The organism is Vibrio sinaloensis, from assembly GCF_023195835.1.
GTDB lineage: Bacteria > Pseudomonadota > Gammaproteobacteria > Enterobacterales > Vibrionaceae > Vibrio > Vibrio sinaloensis_C.
In genome coordinates this window covers 475,975-497,221 of the sequence record NZ_CP096200.1, presented here as the reverse complement: position 1 = coordinate 497,221, position 21,247 = coordinate 475,975, and the positions used below count along the sequence as shown (strand labels likewise).

Genomic DNA, 21,247 nt, shown 5'->3' with positions numbered 1-21,247 from the left:
TGCCTACTCATCATAATTGACTATGGGTTTGTTTAGTTGCAGCGATCGCTCGCGCGCTCGCAGATCGTTCCATAGGCTGAGCCTTGAGGATTTACCTGCGAGTTGACCTTGCTTAGACTTCATTAGCCACAAGTTTTTACCGTTGAAACTGTATATCGGTAATAAATCTCGGCGAGTTGAAGCCCGTTTTATTTGTGGATTAATGTTGTCCAACAGAATCGGTTCGGCACTGGGCTTGGAGTAATAGGCCAGCACCATATGGAACTGATTGAGTTCAATAGCCTTAACGTAAACCAAGCGCAGCTTTGTATCAGAGACACCCAACTCCAACAGAGAAAAATACTTGGCAATGGTGAAGTCTTCACAATCGCCCGCGTTACTGCCTAAGAATTCAAGTGGGGTTGCCCAGTAGTCGTTCTTACCCCACAGGTTGATATCATTGACGAAATTGAGTTGGTTGAAGAAGTTGTTGACCTTAGTCAGCTTATCTCGCTCAGATAGAGAGGCGTATTGAGACATTTCACGACGCCATGTCTCGACACGAAGAGCTGCCCGAGAACCATAGGTTTTCCTGACCGCGTCAACCCAGCGCTGCTCTTGGGTGTTAAGAGCAAACGAGGTTGTGGTGGCCAGTAGCAGCAACATCAAGGCAATCAGCCATTTGGCTACGGTCGTCACCTTCAAGCGTGCTTCCTAGAGTGTTGAGCGAAGTGTTGACCCATGCCTACTCCTTCAGGGCGTTGTTCTGCGCGCTCAAAATCGGTTTGAGCAGGTATTCCAAAATAGTGCGTTTCCCAGTAATGATGTCCACCGAGGCGGTCATCCCCGGAATAATGGGTAACGAGTTGTCTTTATCTAAGCTGGTCTCTTTGGTTCGCACTCGAACCAAATAAAAACTGTTACCCTCTTCATCGGTAGTGGTATCGGCGCTGATATGTTCCAAAGTCCCCTCTAGGCCACCATATTTGGTAAAGTCATAGGCGCTGAATTTAACGATGGTGTGCAGTTCGGGGCGCAAAAAGGCGATATCTTGCGGGGCAATTTTTGCCTCGACCAGTAAGGTATCTTCGCTAGGTACAATCTCGACAATATCCATCCCGGGTTGAATTACGCCGCCCACTGTATTGACGTTTAGCGTTTTTACCGTGCCGGTCACTGGTGATGTCACTATGGTTCTGTTTACTCTGTCTTCAAGGCCAACAGTCGACTCTGTCAATGATGAAAGTTTATCTTGCGCCTGATTGAGTTTTTCTTGCTGCTCAGAGCGAAACTTTTGCGCCGCATCAATACGGCTGAGCATGGCCTCACGAATGGCGGATTTCATCACCGGGATCTTCAGCTCGCTAGAGGTCAGTTCACGTCGAGTATCGTTCACCTGACGCTGAAGTTTGAGCAGTTCAATCCGAGGCACTACGCCCTCTTCTGCCAATGGGCGAGTGATTTCCAGCTCTTTGTCTGCAAAACGGTAGTTCTCGCGAAGGTTTCTGACACGCGCTTGTATCTCGACCAAATCTTGTTGCTTTTGCTTCACCTGTTGGTCGATGACTGACAGTTGGTTGCGCAATTTATCCAAGTCTTGGCGATACTCTGCGCGCTGACGAGCGACAAGATCAGGTTGTGATTCGACCAAAACAGGTGGGAAGGCCAGTCGGTTGGGGTTGATTTGTACCGCGCTTTGCCAGTTGGTGTCTTCAAATTCCTCGTCAATAACGACGCTGGTGATCGAGGCAGAAAGCTGTAATACGCTGGCCGTTAAGTTGGCAACTTGCTGTTCACGTTCACGATAATCAGAGCGGAAACGGGTGTCATCAATCAGGAGCAATTGCTGACCTTTCTCTACTCGCTGGCCTTCACGGACCAATATCTCTTTAACCAGACCACCTTCAAGGTTTTGTACCACCTGAATTTGCGAAGACGGTACTACTTTGCCTTGTCCGACCGTTACCTTGTCGATCTCAGCCCACGAGGCCCATAGCCCAGCCAGAACGAAAAAGATCACCATAACCCACAACATAACTCTGGCGCTATTTGGTGTATTCAGTAATAACGCAGCGGTTTTGTCGTCGACATAATCCAACTCGTCAGGAGTAAGCTTGTTATAACTGCTCTTACTCATGGGTGATCCTTGTTCAATAATGGTATTTGATTGATTTTATTACTCATGACAGCAAAAGTTAAGGATTTGCTATCGCTTTTATCATCCAAATGATGATTGCCGCCAGTTTAATAGACGGTTTTTATAAAGTGTAGCCATTGTACGTTGCTTGGGCTTGAGTTCTCTCTATTTAGAGCGCACAATCGATGAAAAAATTTCGTCGAGGATAACAGATGGAACTTGAAGATATTCGCCGTGAGTATTGTAAAGGTGGACTGCGCCGAAAAGATTTGTTGGCGGATCCCGTTGATCAGTTCAACTTGTGGCTACAGCAGGCCATTGACGCAAAACTCACCGACCCGACAGCAATGACGGTGGCAACGGTCGATGAAACCGGGCAGCCTTTTCAAAGAATTGTGCTGCTCAAGGATGTTGACCAGCGCGGCTTTGTTTTTTACACCAATTTAGGCAGCCGTAAAGCTCAGCACATTGAGCACAATGCTAAAGTTAGCCTGCACTTTCCTTGGCACCCGATAGAGCGTCAGGTTCACATCACCGGAGTGGCAGAAAAACTCAGCGCTGCGGAGAACATGAAGTACTTCTCCTCGCGTCCTAAAGGCAGTCAATTGGCGGCGATTGCCAGCAAGCAGAGTAGCCGAATATCTGCTCGTGGTGTGTTGGAAGGTAAATTTCTTGAATTAAAACAGAAGTTTGCTGCTGGCGAGATCCCAGTGCCGAGTTTCTGGGGTGGGTTTAGAATCAAACCTGAAAGTATCGAGTTTTGGCAGGGAGGGGAGCACCGTTTGCACGACCGCTTCCTATTCTCCAAACAACAGCAAGCTTGGCAGATAGACAGACTCGCGCCTTAACGCCATTGATAATACGCCGCTTATGCGGCGTATTCACTATTGAGTGCTACCGAAATTTGAGTTTTGAGTAGCGTTTTGGGAATGTGCGATCCAAACCCCTGCTCTAATGCCATTTCAATCAACTGCGCTTTCGAATGTGCACCGAACTTACCGCGCAGTCTTACCACGTAACTTTCCAATGTCTTGACCGAGATATTCATAATCTTGGCGATGTAATGGGGCTTTTTTCCATATAGCAGCAGAAAAAGCGCTTCCGATTCTCTGTCGGTAAGTTGGCTGCTGAGGGTGCTGCGAGCCGGCGTTTCGGCAGCGATGGTCTGCTCTGAAGACAAACCTGTCGCGCGGCAGATCCAATGTCCTACCTCTAAAATCGCGGTATCAGACAGCTCTTGACCATAGAAAATGGTCCCTTGTACTTGTCCATCATCGTTAAACCAAGGGGTTTTGGTAAAAATATGCGCACGCCATGTTCCGTCGGGGTAGGGGTGAATGTCGAGGACTTTGAGCTGCGTTTTATGCTCGATCACATAGCGGTCTTGTTTGACAAAGTCGCCGGCGCAGCGTGTGGTTGGGCTTGGCATTTGATGATCTGTGAGTCCAATACAGTCGTCAGGATGGGCAAAGCCAATCAGCTTTGCGTAAGCCAGGTTGGCGTAGACAAAAGTAGAGTTAAGATCTTTGCATCCCCAATACCCAGGCAATTGATTAAACAGGGAGATCTGGTGTGGCTTCACTTGAGCGTTTCACTTGTGCATAGGTAGGCTATTAAACGAGGCGAGTATCATAACACAGCCCTTGCTAGATGAGAGGGGAGATTTAGCGGGGTAACATCAAAGGCTAACATAAAAAATGCCAGGCATCCTTGGATGACTGGCAAACACAAGAACGTCAGTTCTTGTCGACGTGTAGAAGAGGTTCTATGTACTCAGTACAAACCACTGAGATATAGACATATCAATAGATATCAAGCTTAAGTGGCTAAGCTTAAGCTCACCAGTAATAGTATCTTGTTGAATTAAATAAGAAAGGGGGGAAATCCCCCCTGTTCGGTTAGCGAATGTCTCGCACGACGCGGAAGCCGGCGTAATTCGCCGCTTCGGAAGGTGATAGGAACAGTTGCTTGTCCGCTGCGGCCATATCAGGAGAAAAGTTCCACGCACCGCCCTTCAAAATTCCACGTGGACTGCTGGTCCATTGCCATACATTACCGATACTGTCATAGACGCCAAGGCGATTTGGCTGGAATGCACTAACAGGAGATGTACTGGTGTTCGACCACGGCGTCCCACTCCAACCAGTGTTCGCTTCGCCTGGTTTAAAGTCATTGCCCCACCAGTACTGTTGTTGGCTACCGGCACGAGCCGCCACTTCCCATTCATCTTCGGTGGGTAGGCGATAAGATGCCCCTGTCTGTTTGCGCAGCCAGTTTGTATAGGCTTTGGCGTCATTTTGGCTGACACAGACCACCGGTGAATTCGGGTATTGTTTAAAGCCTGGGTCGCGCCAGCTGCTGCTGGAAATCGGTGTCACTTCACCTTCAACCAACGCTGTGCAAGTGTTTTTCAGCTCTGCATCGGTTTGGTATCCGGTCTGCTCAACAAACAGTGAGAATTGGCTAACCGTTACTGGTGTTGCGCCAATTGCGAAAGCATGATCAAGGTAAACTTGTCGAGAGCCTTGCTCTCCAACAAAGAACTTGCCTGGCAGCAGGGTGATCACCTCAGGGGCGGACCTTTTGTTCGCCATACCATCAGCAAACTTAGTCCCTTCTCTAAGCGGGTTAGCCTTTTCTGCCAACACTGCACGTAGAGAGGTGTCTGACTTAACCGATACTTGCTGACTGAAGGACTGATATCCCTCTTTTTTAATCAAGACATTATGTGTGCCGGTTGGCAACATCACTTCGACAGGGGTACTGCCATAAGAGACGCCATCGATGAACACGCTGTCGTTATATTGGTTAGAGCGCAGTGATAACGTCACCCAAGCAATTTCTTGATCGACAGGAAGGGGCTTGCTGCTGTCTACACCGGGAGCAAAACAGTATTGGTTGTCAACCTGTAGCAATTGACACGCGACGGTCTCTTTAGGGCGTGCTTCTAGCTCGACATCCATGATGGTTCGGTAGCGCACGCCGTCATAGAATCCGGCTTGTTTGGTGGCATGGCGAAGCACATGAATATTGAGTGAAGCATCATTGATGTTGCGTTTCACCAAAGTGCTTTCACTGGTTTGGTTTACGATTTCTGCGCGGAACTGCTTGACCGCTTTTTGTAGCGCCAACTCGCGAGTTTGCTGGTCACATTGAGACAGTGTCATCGATGGTTGGCAACGGTTGGTAAAGCTAACTGAGACGGAGTTAGGCTGTGTCAGTTCGCTTTTTAGCTGGTCCACTCGGGCACGTAGTTTACTCTCATCTAACCCGGCAATTGCTTGCTCAATAGCTTCAAGTTCGGCTTGGCGAGTTGCCACCACGGCACGTTGCTCTTCGACGGCTTGTTCAGCGGCTAGGCGCGCTTTTTGATTTTGTTTCACTGCAGACCAAGCATCTTGGTAGGCTTGCTGGGAGGCCACAATATCAATGCTAGGGTCATCAATCATACGTTGATAATCAGAGTCGAGCTTTTGTTTCGCATCGTTAAACGCTTTGTCGAGCGTTTTCGCTTTTTGGTCGAGTGAACTAAGGTCAGCTTGTTTTTGATCGAGTAGAGCCTGCTGCTCGTCTTTCGCTTGTCGCGCGCTGTTTAATTCGTCATGTTTAGTAAATAACTGATCATCAATCTGTATCAATGACAAAGGACCTTCATCAGCGAAGGCTGGAGACGACATTAAACATGGCGATAATGCTAGCAAAAGTGCGGATAAACCTGGACGCATTGTCTTTCTTCTACATCTCATATTAATTAGTGGACTTATTCTAAACGAAAACGCCACTTTGTCTTAAGTTATCAATGAATAACTTAGGATCAAAATGGCGCTTTCGTTCATCTTTGTGAGTCAGATTGGTAATTCAATCATTAGCCACTTGGACGAAGTTTGACCCAAACCGTGTCGTTGGTGTTGACACTAATCACGCGGTTGTAGGTTTCAAAGCCGTTTTTAGATACCGTGACTTGGTGTTCACCACGCGGTAGAACGACTTCTACCGGTGTGCTGCCATAGTTGATACCGTTGATGACGACAGAATCATCGTATTGGTCTGAGCGAACAGTCACATTAACCCAGTTCTTATCTTGCTTGCTGGTGTCAGCGGTTTGTTCACCTTTCAAACAGTAGCGAGATGAAACATCAAGTAGCTTACAGGCCGCTGATGCTTCTGGTCGTGCTTGCAACTGAGAACGCATTTCAGTGTAATAGCTGTTATTGCCTTCAAAGCCAGAGCGAATCACTTGGTTCTCTTGAACATGAACATTGAGCTGGACGCCTTTGGCGTTTTGTTTCGCAATGTTAGATTCGGTTAAGCGGTCCATCAGCTGAGCTTTAAAGGTTTTAACCGCTTTCTGCTTGGTTAAGTAGTGGCCTTGGCTAGTACATTCACCGAGTGTCATGGTTGATGAACAGGTGGTTTTGTAGCTGGTTTCCAGTACGTCACTTTCACGCAGCTCAGCCGCCAAACGTTTCACTCGCGCCTCTACTTTTTGCTCTTGCAGATAAGAGAGCTCGCTGTTGAGTCGCGCTTGTTTCTGTTTGATTTGCGACAAACGCATTTCGCTTTCAGTGATCGCTTGTTGATTCTCAAGAATGGCGTTCTGGTTATCCTTAACCTCGGCCCACGCATCTTGATACGCTTTCTGAAAAGACACTAGATCAATCTCTGGATCATCAAGGAGACGGTTATACTGTTTGTCCAGAGCGGATTTAGCACGGTTTCGCTTAGCGTTGAGCTCTTGCTCTTGGCGCTTTAGCTTAGTTTCTTCGTTTTGAAGTTGTTGGAGACGCTCAGCTTCAGAGTTGAACTCTGCAGCCATAGTGCCCATTTCAGCTTCTTTAGTTTCTAATTTAGTTTCGATTTGAGCAACAGGATCAGCCTGTACACTTTCTTGTGCAAAAATCGAAGTCGAAACCCAAATAGGGCTTAGCGCAAGCAAAAGCGCTGGGATGCGACGTATGATCATAAGTCCCTGCAACAATTAACGTTTAAACAACCAATGTAAAAAATCAAATCAGTGCATATCAACAAAATATGCTACTTACATTAGGAAAAAGACAAACTTTTGACAGTCCATTGCTCAGATGCCTTGCAAAGGTCTATTTCTTCCACTTCTTTCACTCTACTCTCAGAGAGCGTTACCTAAGCTTATCATAATTCGAGATAAACCTATCTAATACATACTCCATTTTGGGCGCATTCAAGAAATATGCAAGCAAAGATTTTTGATCGAGAATGGGTAATGTGGATAGAAGTGACATGAGCCGTAATTTATGTGCGCTTGATCATTCTTCCGGTGGTTTGGTTGGTGGTTTTTTAATCACCATCTAGGGGGGCTAAAAGCTATGGTTAAGTTGCTCAATGAAACTTATTTGATAGCTTATCAATATGAATTTCGAGTTGCATCACTTTTGGTATACCATGCACAAACCGACGAATAAATTTTCTGTGAGCCGCTATGTCTCGTGCCAATAAAACGCAAAGTGAAGCTTCCACTGCCAAAGAATTGTCGCCAAGACCTGCGCAACTGATCACGCTGCCTTCTTACATGGAATGCCATGATCATCACTACACTCAAGTGGTGATCGGTTTAAAGGGACAAGCAGAGTTTGAAGTCAGTGGACACGGAAATTTGGTTGGCCCTGGGCAAGGCTGCGTCGTGACTTCGGGATCTGGGCATGCGTTTGGCGGCGTGGTGGGACAATCGGATATATTGGTGCTCAATATGCCTGTTCCTCAGCAAGGGGATCCACTGATGCTGCAACGTCTCAACGAGCTGAATCAGAAGGATACCTACTTCAAGCTCGATGGACAGATTCAAAAACTGATCCAGATGTTGGTGGCAGAAATGCAGGCTAATCCTGATGATCTGTTACTTAGCCGAGCATGTAACGATACGGTTGTCGCCCTGATGCAGCGTCATATGTCGGCCTTCGAAACTTCGCGCAAAGAGTCACGCTTTGATCTAGAGGCCATCGACCGCTATATCGAGCAACATCTGAGTCAAAAAATTTCGGTCACTCAATTGGCGGGCAGCGTATTCCTCGGTGAAAGCCAATTCCACTCACTGTTTAAAGAGCAAATGGGCATTACGCCGCATCAGTATGTACTTGGCAAGCGCATTGATATGGCAAAGCAGCTAATTGAACAAGGAAATCTGACTTTGGGTCAGGTCGCAGAGTTCACCGGATTCTCAGGGCAAAGCACCTTTACTCACTCTTTTACCCGTCTTCAGGGCATGTCACCTTCCCAGTACAAGAAACAATTCGGTTAAATAAGCTAACGTTTTCGCTATAAAGTTTTGCTCGTTTGAGTGTGACTCTGTATTTGTTTTGTTAAAAATCAGAGTTTTTAGCAAAAAACTCGGAGTTTTTGACAAGTAATCTTCTCAAGCTCAAAATACACTGCTCGCCATTGTAGGAAACCTGGAATGATTTCAGGTCTGAGATTGAGGAAAACGCATGTTTACAGCAACTGATGTGTTAAATGCTGAGTTTGTTGAGCAGCCGCTTAGCAAGCTTTGGTCATTGATCTCACCACTATACATGGTGGATGAGTCGCAATGGCTAAACCAATTGCTGCCTTTGGCGACGCCAACGGATGCCGAAAAACAACAAATTACCGAGAAGACCAGCGATCTGATCAAAGCGATTCGTGCCGACAAGAAATCGATTCAGATGATCGACGCCCTGCTGCTCGAGTACAGTCTAGATACCCAAGAGGGTATTTTGTTGATGTGTCTGGCCGAAGCATTAATGCGTATTCCTGATGCCGCGACTGCCGATGCATTGATTCGCGACAAATTGACGGTAGCCGATTGGAAATCACATCTGAAAAACTCAGATTCTGTTTTTGTTAACGCGTCAACTTGGGGTTTGATGCTCACTGGCAAAGTGGTTGGACTGTCTGAAAATGAGACACAAAGCCCAGTCAGCGCCGTGAATCGTCTAGTGAACAAAATGTCTGAGCCGGTTATTCGTAAAGCGATGCATCAAGCGATGAAAGTGATGGGACACCAGTTTGTGTTAGGACGCACTATCGCTGAAGCGCAGAAAAATGGCAAAAGCATGCGTGATAAAGGCTTTACCTACTCATACGATATGCTAGGTGAAGCGGCACTGACCACAGCCGATGCGAACAAATATTTCAAAGATTACCTAATGGCGATCGAAGCGGTGGGTCGTGATACCTATGGTCTTGAAACCAGCCCTGATCCGTCTGTGTCGATTAAGTTGTCTGCACTGCATCCGCGTTATGAGGTCGCGAATGAAGCGCGGGTGATGACTGAGCTTTACGACACCCTGCAACAGTTGTTGCGTCGAGCAGTAGAGCTTGATGTCGCGATTACCATTGATGCCGAGGAAGCTGACCGTCTAGAGCTGTCGTTAAAGCTGTTTGAAAAGGTGTATCGCAGCGAACTGGTGCAAGGCTGGGGTAAATTCGGTCTTGTGATTCAGGCTTACTCGAAGCGTGCGCTTCCTGTCCTTGTTTGGCTAAACGCTTTGGCCAAAGAGCAAGGTGACCTGATCCCACTGCGTCTTGTTAAAGGTGCGTACTGGGACAGCGAGATCAAGTGGTCACAACAAGCGGGCTATGCGAACTATCCAGTCTACACGCGTAAAGAAGCGACGGATGTAGCGTATTTGGCCTGCGCACGTTTCCTTCTTAGTGAGCATGTACGTGGCAACATTTACCCACAATTTGCTAGCCACAATGCGCAAACTGTTACATCAATTGCCGTCATGGCGAGCCATAAAGATTTTGAATTCCAACGTTTACATGGCATGGGTGACTCGCTGTACAATCACGCCATGAGCGCCTACAAACAGTCTGTTCGCATTTATGCGCCGGTAGGTAGCCATAAAGATTTACTGCCATATCTGGTTCGACGACTTCTTGAGAATGGCGCGAATAGTTCTTTTGTGCACCGATTGGTTGACGCTCGTTGTCCTATCGAGAGTTTGACTCAGCATCCGGTGGATATGCTACTGGCATTCGATACCCTCAATAACGCTAGCATCCCACTGCCGACTGAGATTTTCCCGGAGCGCAAAAACTCACTGGGCGTGAATGTCGATGTTGAAAGCGAAGCAAAACCTTTTGAACATGAGGTGGAAAGCTTCCTAAACCAACAATGGCAAGCTGGACCTGTGATTAACGGCGAAGCACTCGCCGAAAGCATGATCAAGGAATCGACCAACGTTGAAATCGTAACGGCACCATTCGACCGACGTATAGAAGTTGGCAAGGTGGCTTTCGCTAACCTTGATCATGTTTCCGCTGCGATAGAAGGGGCAGCGCACGCTTTCCCAGCTTGGCAAGCCACAGCAAAAGCAGAGCGCGCAGAGAAACTCGAGACGCTCGCTGACTTACTTGAAGAGCACTTAGCCGAGTTGGTGGCCTTGTGTCACCAAGAGGCGGGTAAAACCATTCACGACAGCATTGACGAAGTAAGAGAGGCGGTCGATTTCTGTCGTTACTACGCCAAGCAAGTCGACGCACTGGGTGAGTTGGCGCTAAAGGGTTTTGACGGTCAAAACCGCACAGTGGTGCGCCAAGGTCGTGGTGTGTTCGTTTGTATTAGCCCTTGGAACTTCCCATTGGCGATTTTCCTCGGTCAAGTCACCGCGGCGTTGGTGGCGGGCAATACCGTGGTCGCTAAACCTGCTGAACAAACCAGTTTAATTGCGGCTCGAGCTGTTGAGTTGATGCAAGATGCAGGCTTCCCTGCGGGCACGATTCAGCTCCTGACTGGTCGCGGCGCCGAAATTGGCTCGGCCTTGACGTCACACCCTGCCATTGCGGGCGTGGCGTTTACCGGCTCCACAGCGACGGCGCAGCGCATCAATCAAACTTTGGCTGAGCGCGACGCAGCGCCGGTACCGTTTATTGCCGAAACGGGTGGGCAGAATGCGATGATCGTCGACAGTACTGCACTGCCAGAGCAAGTCGTTCGTGATGTGATTCGCTCAGCGTTTGCCTCTGCGGGTCAACGTTGTAGTGCCTTGCGCGTGTTGTATGTCCAACAAGATATTGCAGACCGAATCGTTGCATTGATTCAAGGCGCGATGCAGGAGTTAAGTGTCGGCAAACCTTACTTGCACTCAACCGATGTGGGGCCAGTTATCGATGCGAATGCGAAAAACAAACTCATGGCTCATATCGAACAGATGAGTGCCAGTGAGAAAAAAGTCGCTCAGCTAGCTTTGTCGCAAGAGCATGAGTACGGTGATTTTGTTGCGCCAACGGCGTTTGAAATTCGTGACATCTCAGTGCTCAAAGAGGAGCAGTTTGGTCCGATTCTGCACATAGTGCGTTTTAAAGCCAGTGAGCTCAATCAAGTGGTCGAGCAAATCAACCAAACCGGATTTGGCTTGACGATGGGCATTCATAGCCGAAATGAAACCACCTACCGCTGGATTGAAAAACACGCCCGAGTCGGTAACTGCTACATCAATCGTGATCAAGTGGGTGCGGTTGTGGGTGTTCAGCCATTTGGCGGTCAAGGGCTTTCAGGCACTGGGCCTAAAGCGGGTGGTCCTCATTACCTATACCGCTTCACTCAAACTCAGTTTTCTTAATTAAAGGCGAGGAGAAATAATCATGGTTCATCAAGTCACTCGTTTTGCTGATGCTTTTTCAGCTTGGGAAAACTGGAATCTGACCGATTTTGATTCAAAAAGTGAGTGTTTGCTCGCTTTTAAACAGGCTCTACAACAGGTTCAGCCTGAGTTGGCCTCGGTGGTGTCTTATCACATTGAGCAAGCGTCGGCGTTGCTGGCGGAAACGCATCAATTGGTTGGGCCTACTGGAGAAACCAACGAACTCTACACCGCAGGGCGTGGTGTAGCGCTTGTCATCCAAGATGATGAGCAAACGTCGGCTAAGCAAGCCGTGGTCGCGCAGATGACTGCCGCTTTGATCGCAGGAAACACCGTGATCTTATGCAGTGATGATGCCGAGTTAAGTCAAGCGCTTGAGACGGCATTTTTGCAGTCTTCACTGCCAACCCATTTAGTACAGTTCGTTGCACTTGATGCTTATCATCAGTTGCTCGAGTCGGATGTACGCAGTATTGGATACGTTGGTAATGAGCAGGTTGAGAAAACCCTCAACCGACAATTGGCGAAACGCTCAGGCGCGATCGTTAGCCTGACGTCCGAAACGGATCTGGTCAACATTCCTGTTGCCCACGATCCTCACTTAGCGCTCCGTTTTATTACAGAGCGTACCCGCACAATAAATATAACAGCAGTGGGTGGTAACGCGACCTTGCTTGAGCTTGGTAACGAAACCCACTAACTCTTCTTTGGCCTGCCCTCTGGTAAAGAGGGCAATCATGGAAGGCGATATTATTAGAGAGGACAAATCACATGGAAAATAGCTTTGCTATTACGACCACGTTTATTGCGTATCTGATCATGATGCTCGCAATCGGCGTTTACGCATATCAACGAACGAAAAGCTCAAGCGATTATTTTCTTGGCGGTCGCTCACTTGGACCTTGGCCTGCAGCACTTTCTGCGGGTGCCTCAGATATGAGTGGCTGGTTGCTACTTGGCTTACCCGGTTACGCCTATGCGGCTGGTATTGAAGCATTCTGGCTAGCGGGTGGCTTACTCGCGGGAACCTGGCTCAACTGGCTCATCAATGCAAAGCGTCTGCGTACTTACAGTATCACCACTGACGCGCTGACCTTGCCAGAGTTCCTATCACGCCGTTTCAACGATGACTCGAAGATGATTCAGGTTATTTCTGCTTTCTTCATTCTTCTTTTCTTCCTTTTCTATACCAGTTCGGGTCTAGTGGCTGGCGGTAAACTGTTTGAAACCGTATTCGGTTTGGATTACACCACCGCGGTAATCATCGGCACAGTCTGTGTGGTTTCATACACCCTGTTTGGTGGCTTCCTTGCAGTATCCTGGACCGACCTGGTGCAAGGTCTGCTAATGGCAGCCGCTCTGCTGATTGTGCCTATTGCGGCATTAGAAGGCGGGTTTGGCCAGCTTAGCAGCGACCTAGCGAATATTAACCCTGAATTGTTAACCTTATGGCAAGACTCTAAAGGTGAACCATTGTCGGCGATCGGCATTATCTCACTTGTGGCATGGGGTTTAGGTTACTTTGGTCAGCCGCATATCTTAGCTCGTTTCAAAGCGTCTCGTTCGAACAGAGATTTGACGACAGCACGTCGCATCGCGGTTATCTGGACTGCACTCTCTATGCTAGGTGCGATGCTGGTTGGCCTGGTGGGTCTGGTTTACGTGACCAACTCAGGTGTGACGGTCGACGATGGCGAAAAAATCTTCATGCTATTGGTTAACTCACTGTTCCACCCTGTGATCGCAGGTATTTTGCTTGCTGCTATCTTAGCTGCGGTTATGAGTACTGCTGACTCACAGTTGTTGGTGTCGTCTTCAGCACTGGCCGAAGACTTTTACAAGCAAGTGTTTAAGAAAGACGCGACGTCGGAAGAAATCGTTCTTGTTGGCCGTATCGCTGTGATTGGTATCTCGGTTGTGGCCTTGGTGCTAGCAATGACACCAGACAGTTCTGTTCTGGGTCTGGTTTCTTACGCGTGGGCTGGTTTCGGTGCCGCATTTGGTCCTGCCTTGGTGCTTAGCCTGTACTGGGAACGCATGAACCGTAATGGTGCCCTTGTTGGTATTGTGGTCGGTGGTATTACCATCGTGGTTTGGAAGCAACTATCAGGCGGATGGTTCGATGTTTACGAGATTGTTCCAGGAATCATCTTCTCAACCTTGAGCATTATTGTGGTGAGTCTGCTGACAGGTGAACCAGAGCAGAGCGTGAAATCTCAGCATGCTACCTTTAAGAAGCAATTGGCAGAACTTGACTAGATCGACGCCATTTCGCTAATGAAGCCCCGACTTTCGGGGCTTTTCTCGTTTATAACGCCCATTTTTTGAACATATCTCACGTTTTCTAAACTATTGTTTGAATTTAGTGAACTCTCTCTTCCACAATGTGTCGACTATCAGTAACGAGAGTAAAAGGAGAGACGAACATGCCACAAATGCACTGCCATTGTTGTAATAAAACAACGCACCATAAAGTCGTGATGAAACGCTGCGAAGTTGAACATGATTCGGTGATGAAGAGCATGGCTTGTTTCTTCTCAACACTATTCCAAGGCGATCACTACGTGAAAATGGAAAAGCAGGCATTTTGTCGTGTGTGCAACAGCCAAACCGAAGTGACTCCAGTGAGCAACGCGTTCACTGACGCAAAAATCGCATAAGCTCACATCTTGGTGGTTATCTGTCGCCACCACTCTTCACTGTTACCGCTTTTCCTCTAGAATAGAGCCCAATTCGTTAGGCTAGCATTTGGGCTATTCATGACTTTAGATCGTATCGACAAAGAGATCCTTCGCGCGCTCAATCTTAAAGGGCGTTTACCGATTGTTGAGCTCGCCAAACAGGTCAATTTGACCACCTCTCCGTGCTCAGACCGAGTCAAACGTCTTGAAAAAGAAGGTTATATTTCGGGTTATCACGCGGAGCTCAATCCTGAAAAATTGGGCTTGGACGTACAAGTTTTCATTCATATTCGTCTTGATCAAACCAGCTTTTCAATTTTTGAGAAGTTTGCTGAAGCGGTGGCGGATATGCCGGAGATTGAAGAGTGTTATTCACTGTCTGGTGATTTTGACACCATGATCAAAGTTCGAGTTAAGGACATGAAAGCTTATCAGCATTTTATGTCGGCAAAACTTGGCACTCTGCCTGGCGTTATTCAGACTCGAAGTGAGGTGGTGATTGAGGAGCACAAGACCAGTTTTGGTGTGAATGCAGACTTGATTGCTAAACTCTAGAGATGTCTAGCTTAACCAACAAGGGAAGCCGTTGTGCTTCCCTTGTAAATGGGTGGACTAGGCAACGAATGAAGACACGACACCAATAAGGCCACCAAACACGCCGCCCCAGACAACCAACCAGCCTAAGTGCTCTTTGATCATCTTCTGCACCATCTCTTTCACCAATTTTGGCGTCAATTCGCGCAAACGCTGATCGATAATGTTCTCGATGTTGACCTGAATCTCTTCCATCATAGCGGGGGCTTCAAACTGCTCTTTTAGCGCCTGTTTGACCGCGTCGCTTTGGCTAATCTCGACAATCGACTCTTGCATCTTTTCCACAAACGGTTGTTTGAGTGGTTGCAGGGCTTCTGTACCACCAAACATGGCCAGCATCCCACCGAAAGAAGAGTTAGCGATCACCTCGACCAGTGAATCGAAAGTAGGGTTAAAGTCTACTTTTTCCAGAACGGGTTCTAAGTTTAGTGTCGCGCCGCCTGCCATTTCACTGCTTAAAAACTTATCGATGTTCGCTTGGGTAAAAAATTGCTCCATCATCAAGGTTTTAATTGCGGTCTTAAACTGCTCAAAACGGGCCGGAATGACGCCTGAGCCATACAATCCGGGCACCTTTTCAAACAGCATATGGATGGCAAGCCAGTTAGTGATTGCACCAGAAAAAGCAAACAGACCCGCATAGAAAGCAATTTGATTGTCGGCTTGATAGCCACCAGCAAGCAGGGCCAAGGCAATAAGATTAGTCAGTAAACTTTTGTTCATGTTAAGCGTAAAGTCATGGGTTTAACAATGGGCGCAGTATATACCAAGTTAAATCGACAGTGACACCTATTCTCTATACGTTGTTGCGCCTTTCTTCAGCATCCGCAATGGCTTGCCTAACGCTATCGGGGAGGTCGGCTTTGCTGTTGTTTTTGAAATCAAACATCACACAGGTCGCTCGCCCTTGGGTGGTCACTTTACCTTGGCGCTTGCTGACAATTTGGTACTCCATGGTGAAGCGATCTTGTTGCAAGTCCACCACTCGCGAGCCGATCAACAAGGTGTCTGGAAACGTCACCGGTCTGATGTATTTACACTCAGTATGGCCGAGTACAGGGCCAATTTGGCTTTCTTTAAGGTTGACCAGTAAATCGATCTGCTTGAAGTAGTCGAGACGAGCGGTCTCAAAATAGCGGAAATAAACGACGTTATTGACGTGTTGTAGCGCGTCCATCTCTCCCCAGGCAACGGGAATCTCAGTGATCACCGGGTAATCGGCAAGTAAATCGTCCATGTTGTGTCTCCTTGTGTTGGAGCAATTAGTCTAAATTGTTTTAATGGTGATGCATGCCAGTTGTTAACAAAATGTGATCAGCCAGACATTGAATTAAGAGAGGACAATAAAAAAGGACCCTGAGGCCCTTTGCATGATTAGGTACGATACTGTTTGAGGATATTGGCCAGTGACACCGATGCTCTGGTCAAGTTGGCGACGCCCAACGAAGATTGCTCGGCGACACTGCGTATGGTGTTGGACTGGTTGCGAATATCGCTGAGTTCGGAGGCAATATCATTGGCCACTGCACTTTGTTCTTCGGCTGACGTTGAGATTTGAATGCTCATGTCCATCAGTGAGCGTGCAGACTCGGAGATCGATTGAACATCATTGCCGATATCGGCGACGAGTTCACTACTCGTTTGCGCTTGGCTCACGGTTTGTTCGGTGATGGAAGCAATGCTGTGAGTTTCTGATTGCAACTTCTCTATCATGGCTTGAATCTCTACCGTCGCTGCCTGAGTGCGGCCAGCAAGAGTTCGAACCTCGTCAGCAACCACGGCAAAGCCACGTCCTTGTTCACCAGCACGGGCCGCTTCGATGGCTGCATTCAACGCTAGCAAGTTGGTTTGCTCTGAGATGGCGTTGATGGTGGTGATCACTTCGTTAATCTGAGTGGTGTTCTCGGTAAGCGTTGCTACGGACTGTGAGGCTTGAGCAATATAATCCGACAGTTTGGTGATTTCACTGATCGCAGAGCGAACTCGTTGATAGCTTTGCTCAATATGCTGTGAGTCGTTTTCAGTTTGCGCGGTGGCTTGCTGTGAGATATTGGTGACTTCTTTCGCTGACGCTGTCATCTCTTCCATCGCAGTCGCAACAGAGTCTAAAGAGGCGTACTGCTGACTGATCTGAGACTCACTGGTTTTCATCTCTTGCTCAAATGAAGATGAGGTCTCGCTCATGGTGGTCGCATTCTGCTTAACCGTTACGACCAGCTCAGTGAGTGTGTCCATCGCTTTGTCGAGCGCACAACCAATGGTACCAAACTCATCACGACCTGGATGGAAGCCAAGACGTGACGTGAGATCGCCTTCACCGATACGCTGCGTGGTGGTGTACAGCACCCAAAGCGCACCACCAATAAAGGTCGCTACCCAGTAAGTAAAGATGGCAAATGGGATAGCCCAAATAAAGCTGAGCGCGAGGCTGGTAATCGCTTGTGATTTAACTTGCTGAGCCTCAGCGCGTTTATCGAGGGTGAGCTGGTAGGCTTTGCCATCTTTGGCCACAGCCGAAACCATTGCGAGTCCTTGGTCGTAGTTGGCGGGCATCTTACGGCTCACTGGTTGAATTTCTCTCCAAGCAGAAAGCGTCTCGGAAGTGCCGACCGCAATGGCACCTTCAAGCTTATGTTCGGCTGCTTGCAGGGTACTTTGTTCGAATGCATTGAGCGTGTGTACATATCTGCCACCGGCTATCGTGGCCACTGAGATCAAAAACAGTGCAAAAATGACCCACATCTTGTCATTGATGGACATTTTGATAAACAGTCGGTCTATCGTTCGAAATTCAACTTCTTTCATATTGGGATTCCTATTCCGCCTATGCCGGAAGGCTAATTGAGATTGGCTAGTAATACATCTGTTAATTTATCGGTCAAAACGCCAGAATTATGAGTGTTAAGTCGCAATGATTTGCAAGGTATGTGAATCTTTGTTTTAACTTTGTGACTCTGATCTTGTTTTTGCTGTCAGCGGCCACCAGTGCACCTTCAGTCATTGCCAACCTTGCAAGTGTTTATCTGTACAACGTATAAAAATGATAGCAGTAATTTTTTGCTCTGCTATCGCTACGATTGGTTGGGTTAAGAGGCGGCTTGCTCTGGTTGGGAACGGTCGAGTAACCGACTTAGCCTAAATCCGGTAACCAACATAGTGCCAGCTAACACCAGCGCGGTGCCAAATAAAGTATTGAAACCAATGGGTTCGTCTAATATAACCGCGCCCCAGACAATGCCGAATACCGGAATAAGAAAGGTGACAGAGAGGGCTGAAGTCGCGCCCTCATCCGCGACCAAGCGAAAGTAGAGCAGATAAGCTGCTCCAGTGCAGATAACGCCCAATGCCACGACAGAGAGGATTTCAACCTGTGTTGGTGCTGCGCGCATTGGGATAAAGGGCAGTAGAGGAACGATAAGTAAGGTGGCTGCCCACATGTTGCCATGCGCATTGTCGAACGACGCAATTTTTGGTGCGCCTTTGGTGTAGTTTGTGGCAATCCCATAGCTGAATGCGGCCAGAAGACTGGCGCCAATAGGCCACAGTGACTCGCCACTCATAGTGGTAGAATCAAAACCGACTAACGTTGCTACCCCCGACAGCCCCAAAGCCATCCCTAACGCAACGCGCGCGGTGATCCGGGTTTTATACCAGATGGCGGCAATCAGCGCGCCCCAGATGGGCGCAGTGGAATTGAGAATGGATAAAGTAGAGGCATTGAGTGACTGCGCGGCGTAAGCAAAAAGCAAAAAAGGTAATGCGGTATTAAAAAGACCAATCGTCATGAAATGTTGCCAGTGCTGCCTAAAGGCGAGTTTACGGCGCAGGTACAAGGCAACCATAAACAAGCTAAGTGCGGCAAACCCAACGCGAAACTCAATTAAATACGCTGGGCCGAAGGTATTTGCGGCAATGCGCATAAATAGAAACGAACCACCCCAGATGGCCGCTAGACAAAGCAAGCGAAGAAAACTCGATGCACTCATATCAATCCCCTAAAATGTTAACCTAATGTGAATCAAAAAAGTCGAGTAAGCAATAACAATCTGGTGGAATAATTCCTGCTTAGACGTGATGTTTTTATCAGCGATTTTCATCTGGTGAGAAAAAAGATGAACTCCTCGGTCGTAATTATTAGCGGCAAGCCATAATCTAGACTGATGTTTGAACATTAGAGATAAGTGGTTATGAATCTCATCGTCAATATTCACAAAAGCGTGAGAAAGCACGGATTTGAAATGGCGACACGTCAAGCATGGAAGTGTGGCGTCAAAGCAAACTTAGTGAAACGAGTTATTGGTGTCGCTAAGGGGCAAATTGTATGTGTGGTTGAAGGTGTACGCCCGGAATTATCTACAGAACTCAACAACCCATGTCACGATGAGGAGAAGCAAGGCCGCTACGTGTTTGTCGGCGGCATTGTTTGGCAACCGAATGATCTGCTAGCACCGGGCTTCCCAGATTTTATGTTTATGCACGTACGAAACTTGGGCAATAAACACAAATACATGACGGACGACGAACTGTTTCTCAATCTTGCCTAATCGAGGTTCGAGAGATAAAAGAGATAAAAAAGCCTAGAAAAACTTCTAGGCTTTTTTCGTTCTTAGTGATCAAGATAGAGATAGTTTTGCCAGCTCTTCATTCTAATCAATACTTTGCGCATGACTGAAACATGAGTGAACTTGTCAGAGTACACGGCAACTTCAACCGCAGTACCGAGTGGTAAGTTGTATGGCGTCATGTCGTCGGTAATTTTAAGTTTGACAAACACTCGCCCGCTGGTTCGCAGTGCAGCAGTGCCGAGTAACGCTCCACGCGCTTGAAACTGGCTCTCGCCAATGGCGGGGATGATTTCAACCACTTCGCCCTTAAAGACTTTCCCTGGTAGCGCTCTGAACAAAAACTCAGCTTCATAGCCTGGTTGCAGGCGTTGAAGGGAGTTTTGTCTAAACGCAGCGGTATAATAAAGTTCTTCGCTGTGAACGAAGGTCATTACCGGTGCGAGTGGCAGAGGCACCGCCATCACCCCTGGTCTTAGAGCCAACTGAGTGGCAAAACCGTCGGTTGGCGCTCGAACCACGGTTTGCTCCAAATCAAACTCAGCTTGACGCAACTCTTCTAGCAAGCGAGCAACGGTAGTGTTCTCGCCACCGATTTCTGAGTCCAGTGCCAACTGAGCTTGCTCAACTTTAGCGGTTGCAACGTTAACGCTCGACTCGGCAGCTTTATAGGCTTGGCGACGGGTGTCGAGTTGTTGCTCGGTAAAGGCGCCTTTGTCGAAGCCGCGTTGATAGCGGTCAAATTCGCGTTGTGCTTTGTCGCGTTCTGCTATTGCTTTGGATTGAGCCGCTAATGCTTCCTGATAAGATGATTCAAGCCCGAGCGCGCCTTGGCTCGCCTCTTTGATTTGAGCGCGCTTTTTCGCCACTTCGGCTTGATAGGGGATAGGATCAATGGTGAACAGCACATCACCTTGTTTCAGCGGTGTGTTCGGCTCTACCGGCACGTCGATAACACGCCCACGCACGCCAGAAACGATTGGGGTGGTCGAGTACACTTGATTACCAATTTGAGTGAAAGGGTGGTTGTAGTTCATCAGCAAGATCAAGGTGCCGATCAAGACTACGCCACCTAGTACCGCTGTGGGGACGGTCCACTTATTCAACGGAATATTGAAGACTTTAAAGATGGCGATACAAATGGCGGTGTAGGTCAGAATGAGTAGTAAATCCATTATTTGTTCTCCTCATTCGTGTTCGCTGTGTGAGTTGCAGTTGAGTCCTTTTGACTTTGCTTAAGATCGCTCACCTCTTGTTTTAGCTGAGCCACTTGGTCAATGAGAGCATCAACCCGGTGATGAATGTCGTGCTGCTCAGCCTCGAGTTTTTGAAAGCCCCAGCCGCGCTCTTTGCGCCATAAAGTCGCCCAAATCCACAGAAAAGGCCAGAGAGCATGGAGAGTGAATAGGCTGACCCAGCCAGCATAATGGATGGCGTCTTGATGAGGGTGTTCGCGTTCTTTGGCGATCTCATAGGGAATGTCGTGGATGACAATAATGCCGTAAAAAATAACCAGAGCGACGAAGATCAAGAGTCCAAGCGCAAAGTAGTCCAAAAACATGGTGAGGTTCCTTACTTAAACAGTGAGCATATCGAAGAGTACGTCTATTCCAATACAAAGTATAGGAATAAAAACAATACATTAGACACGCAAATGTTATAGTCTTGTGACCAATAGTTGAGAATTTCTGGGAA

19 protein-coding genes are annotated in these 21,247 nt (G+C 47.8%); 8 read left to right on the top strand and 11 right to left on the bottom strand.

From position 1 onward, the window contains the following. Window positions 1-3 precede the first annotated feature (3 nt). Both MTO69_RS15845 and MTO69_RS15840 read right to left on the bottom strand, forming a co-directional pair. Window positions 4-645 (bottom strand): transglutaminase-like cysteine peptidase, encoded by a 642-nt coding sequence (locus tag MTO69_RS15845; protein ID WP_248335655.1) that lies wholly within the window; start codon window positions 643-645, stop codon window positions 4-6. Window positions 646-724: 79 nt separating this feature from the next. Then, the gene (locus tag MTO69_RS15840) at window positions 725-2,116 is read right to left on the bottom strand and encodes an HlyD family type I secretion periplasmic adaptor subunit (protein WP_248335441.1); all 1,392 of its coding nucleotides are present in this window, start codon (window positions 2,114-2,116) and stop codon (window positions 725-727) included. 212 nt (window positions 2,117-2,328) lie between these two features. Between MTO69_RS15840 and pdxH the strand changes: the two genes are divergently transcribed. Next, a complete protein-coding gene (gene pdxH / locus MTO69_RS15835; protein WP_248335440.1) occupies window positions 2,329-2,964 on the top strand; it encodes a pyridoxamine 5'-phosphate oxidase in 636 nt (211 codons plus the stop codon). Window positions 2,965-2,984: 20 nt separating this feature from the next. Here the strand turns inward: pdxH and MTO69_RS15830 are convergent, their stop codons facing one another. From MTO69_RS15830 to MTO69_RS15820, 3 genes are all read right to left on the bottom strand, one after another. Next, window positions 2,985-3,698: a helix-turn-helix transcriptional regulator gene (locus MTO69_RS15830; RefSeq protein ID WP_248335439.1), complete on the bottom strand. Its 714-nt coding sequence runs from the start codon at window positions 3,696-3,698 to the stop codon at window positions 2,985-2,987. Between the two features lie 316 nt (window positions 3,699-4,014). Beyond that, window positions 4,015-5,841, bottom strand: a complete 1,827-nt coding sequence (locus tag MTO69_RS15825) for an SUMF1/EgtB/PvdO family nonheme iron enzyme (protein WP_248335438.1) — start codon at window positions 5,839-5,841, stop codon at window positions 4,015-4,017. Window positions 5,842-5,981: 140 nt separating this feature from the next. Further along, window positions 5,982-7,079, bottom strand: a complete 1,098-nt coding sequence (locus MTO69_RS15820; protein ID WP_248335437.1) for a PEGA domain-containing protein — start codon at window positions 7,077-7,079, stop codon at window positions 5,982-5,984. A gap of 492 nt (window positions 7,080-7,571) precedes the next feature. On the opposite strand from MTO69_RS15820, the gene MTO69_RS15815 reads away from it, so the two are divergent. From MTO69_RS15815 to MTO69_RS15790, 6 genes are all read left to right on the top strand, one after another. Beyond that, a complete protein-coding gene (locus MTO69_RS15815) occupies window positions 7,572-8,387 on the top strand; it encodes an AraC family transcriptional regulator (protein WP_248335436.1) in 816 nt (271 codons plus the stop codon). 187 nt (window positions 8,388-8,574) lie between these two features. Continuing rightward, a complete protein-coding gene (gene putA / locus MTO69_RS15810; protein WP_248335435.1) occupies window positions 8,575-11,694 on the top strand; it encodes a bifunctional proline dehydrogenase/L-glutamate gamma-semialdehyde dehydrogenase PutA in 3,120 nt (1,039 codons plus the stop codon). 22 nt (window positions 11,695-11,716) lie between these two features. Next, the gene (locus MTO69_RS15805; RefSeq protein ID WP_248335434.1) at window positions 11,717-12,415 is read left to right on the top strand and encodes a 1-pyrroline-5-carboxylate dehydrogenase; all 699 of its coding nucleotides are present in this window, start codon (window positions 11,717-11,719) and stop codon (window positions 12,413-12,415) included. Between the two features lie 71 nt (window positions 12,416-12,486). Next, complete coding sequence (gene putP, locus MTO69_RS15800; protein WP_248335432.1) at window positions 12,487-13,974, top strand: sodium/proline symporter PutP; 1,488 nt, start codon at window positions 12,487-12,489, stop codon at window positions 13,972-13,974. A gap of 167 nt (window positions 13,975-14,141) precedes the next feature. Next, complete coding sequence (locus tag MTO69_RS15795; protein WP_248335430.1) at window positions 14,142-14,375, top strand: hypothetical protein; 234 nt, start codon at window positions 14,142-14,144, stop codon at window positions 14,373-14,375. A gap of 99 nt (window positions 14,376-14,474) precedes the next feature. Continuing rightward, window positions 14,475-14,951: an Lrp/AsnC family transcriptional regulator gene (locus MTO69_RS15790; protein ID WP_176289884.1), complete on the top strand. Its 477-nt coding sequence runs from the start codon at window positions 14,475-14,477 to the stop codon at window positions 14,949-14,951. 57 nt (window positions 14,952-15,008) lie between these two features. Here the strand turns inward: MTO69_RS15790 and MTO69_RS15785 are convergent, their stop codons facing one another. The 4 genes from MTO69_RS15785 to MTO69_RS15770 all read right to left on the bottom strand — a co-directional run bounded on the left by MTO69_RS15785 (window position 15,009) and on the right by MTO69_RS15770 (window position 18,976). Continuing rightward, window positions 15,009-15,713 (bottom strand): DUF445 domain-containing protein, encoded by a 705-nt coding sequence (locus MTO69_RS15785; RefSeq protein ID WP_248335428.1) that lies wholly within the window; start codon window positions 15,711-15,713, stop codon window positions 15,009-15,011. Between the two features lie 73 nt (window positions 15,714-15,786). Further along, window positions 15,787-16,227 (bottom strand): acyl-CoA thioesterase, encoded by a 441-nt coding sequence (locus MTO69_RS15780; protein WP_248335426.1) that lies wholly within the window; start codon window positions 16,225-16,227, stop codon window positions 15,787-15,789. Between the two features lie 137 nt (window positions 16,228-16,364). Further along, complete coding sequence (locus MTO69_RS15775; RefSeq protein WP_248335424.1) at window positions 16,365-17,795, bottom strand: methyl-accepting chemotaxis protein; 1,431 nt, start codon at window positions 17,793-17,795, stop codon at window positions 16,365-16,367. A 281-nt stretch (window positions 17,796-18,076) separates the two neighbouring features. Further along, a complete protein-coding gene (locus tag MTO69_RS15770; RefSeq protein WP_248335422.1) occupies window positions 18,077-18,976 on the bottom strand; it encodes a DMT family transporter in 900 nt (299 codons plus the stop codon). A 201-nt stretch (window positions 18,977-19,177) separates the two neighbouring features. Between MTO69_RS15770 and MTO69_RS15765 the strand changes: the two genes are divergently transcribed. Next, window positions 19,178-19,534 (top strand): acyl-CoA synthetase, encoded by a 357-nt coding sequence (locus MTO69_RS15765; RefSeq protein ID WP_248335420.1) that lies wholly within the window; start codon window positions 19,178-19,180, stop codon window positions 19,532-19,534. Window positions 19,535-19,596: 62 nt separating this feature from the next. On the opposite strand, the gene MTO69_RS15760 is transcribed toward MTO69_RS15765, so the two are convergent. Next, window positions 19,597-20,727, bottom strand: coding sequence for an HlyD family secretion protein (locus MTO69_RS15760; protein WP_248335419.1), 1,131 nt, complete (start codon window positions 20,725-20,727; stop codon window positions 19,597-19,599). After that, window positions 20,727-21,113, bottom strand: coding sequence for a DUF3302 domain-containing protein (locus MTO69_RS15755; protein WP_248335417.1), 387 nt, complete (start codon window positions 21,111-21,113; stop codon window positions 20,727-20,729). The genes MTO69_RS15760 and MTO69_RS15755 overlap by 1 nt, the downstream gene beginning before the upstream one ends. Window positions 21,114-21,247: the final 134 nt, after the last annotated feature.

Bases quoted from the DNA above. Each gene is read 5' to 3' on its own strand.
- MTO69_RS15845 (WP_248335655.1), bottom strand. From the start codon at position 645: ATGTTGCTGCTACTGGCCACCACAACCTCGTTTGCTCTTAACACCCAA.
- MTO69_RS15840 (WP_248335441.1), bottom strand. From the start codon at position 2,116: ATGAGTAAGAGCAGTTATAACAAGCTTACTCCTGACGAGTTGGATTAT.
- pdxH (WP_248335440.1), top strand. From the start codon at position 2,329: ATGGAACTTGAAGATATTCGCCGTGAGTATTGTAAAGGTGGACTGCGC.
- MTO69_RS15825 (WP_248335438.1), bottom strand. From the start codon at position 5,841: ATGCGTCCAGGTTTATCCGCACTTTTGCTAGCATTATCGCCATGTTTA.
- MTO69_RS15820 (WP_248335437.1), bottom strand. From the start codon at position 7,079: ATGATCATACGTCGCATCCCAGCGCTTTTGCTTGCGCTAAGCCCTATT.
- MTO69_RS15815 (WP_248335436.1), top strand. From the start codon at position 7,572: ATGTCTCGTGCCAATAAAACGCAAAGTGAAGCTTCCACTGCCAAAGAA.
- putA (WP_248335435.1), top strand. From the start codon at position 8,575: ATGTTTACAGCAACTGATGTGTTAAATGCTGAGTTTGTTGAGCAGCCG.
- MTO69_RS15805 (WP_248335434.1), top strand. From the start codon at position 11,717: ATGGTTCATCAAGTCACTCGTTTTGCTGATGCTTTTTCAGCTTGGGAA.
- putP (WP_248335432.1), top strand. From the start codon at position 12,487: ATGGAAAATAGCTTTGCTATTACGACCACGTTTATTGCGTATCTGATC.
- MTO69_RS15795 (WP_248335430.1), top strand. From the start codon at position 14,142: ATGCCACAAATGCACTGCCATTGTTGTAATAAAACAACGCACCATAAA.
- MTO69_RS15790 (WP_176289884.1), top strand. From the start codon at position 14,475: ATGACTTTAGATCGTATCGACAAAGAGATCCTTCGCGCGCTCAATCTT.
- MTO69_RS15785 (WP_248335428.1), bottom strand. From the start codon at position 15,713: ATGAACAAAAGTTTACTGACTAATCTTATTGCCTTGGCCCTGCTTGCT.
- MTO69_RS15780 (WP_248335426.1), bottom strand. From the start codon at position 16,227: ATGGACGATTTACTTGCCGATTACCCGGTGATCACTGAGATTCCCGTT.
- MTO69_RS15775 (WP_248335424.1), bottom strand. From the start codon at position 17,795: ATGAAAGAAGTTGAATTTCGAACGATAGACCGACTGTTTATCAAAATG.
- MTO69_RS15770 (WP_248335422.1), bottom strand. From the start codon at position 18,976: ATGAGTGCATCGAGTTTTCTTCGCTTGCTTTGTCTAGCGGCCATCTGG.
- MTO69_RS15765 (WP_248335420.1), top strand. From the start codon at position 19,178: ATGAATCTCATCGTCAATATTCACAAAAGCGTGAGAAAGCACGGATTT.
- MTO69_RS15760 (WP_248335419.1), bottom strand. From the start codon at position 20,727: ATGGATTTACTACTCATTCTGACCTACACCGCCATTTGTATCGCCATC.
- MTO69_RS15755 (WP_248335417.1), bottom strand. From the start codon at position 21,113: ATGTTTTTGGACTACTTTGCGCTTGGACTCTTGATCTTCGTCGCTCTG.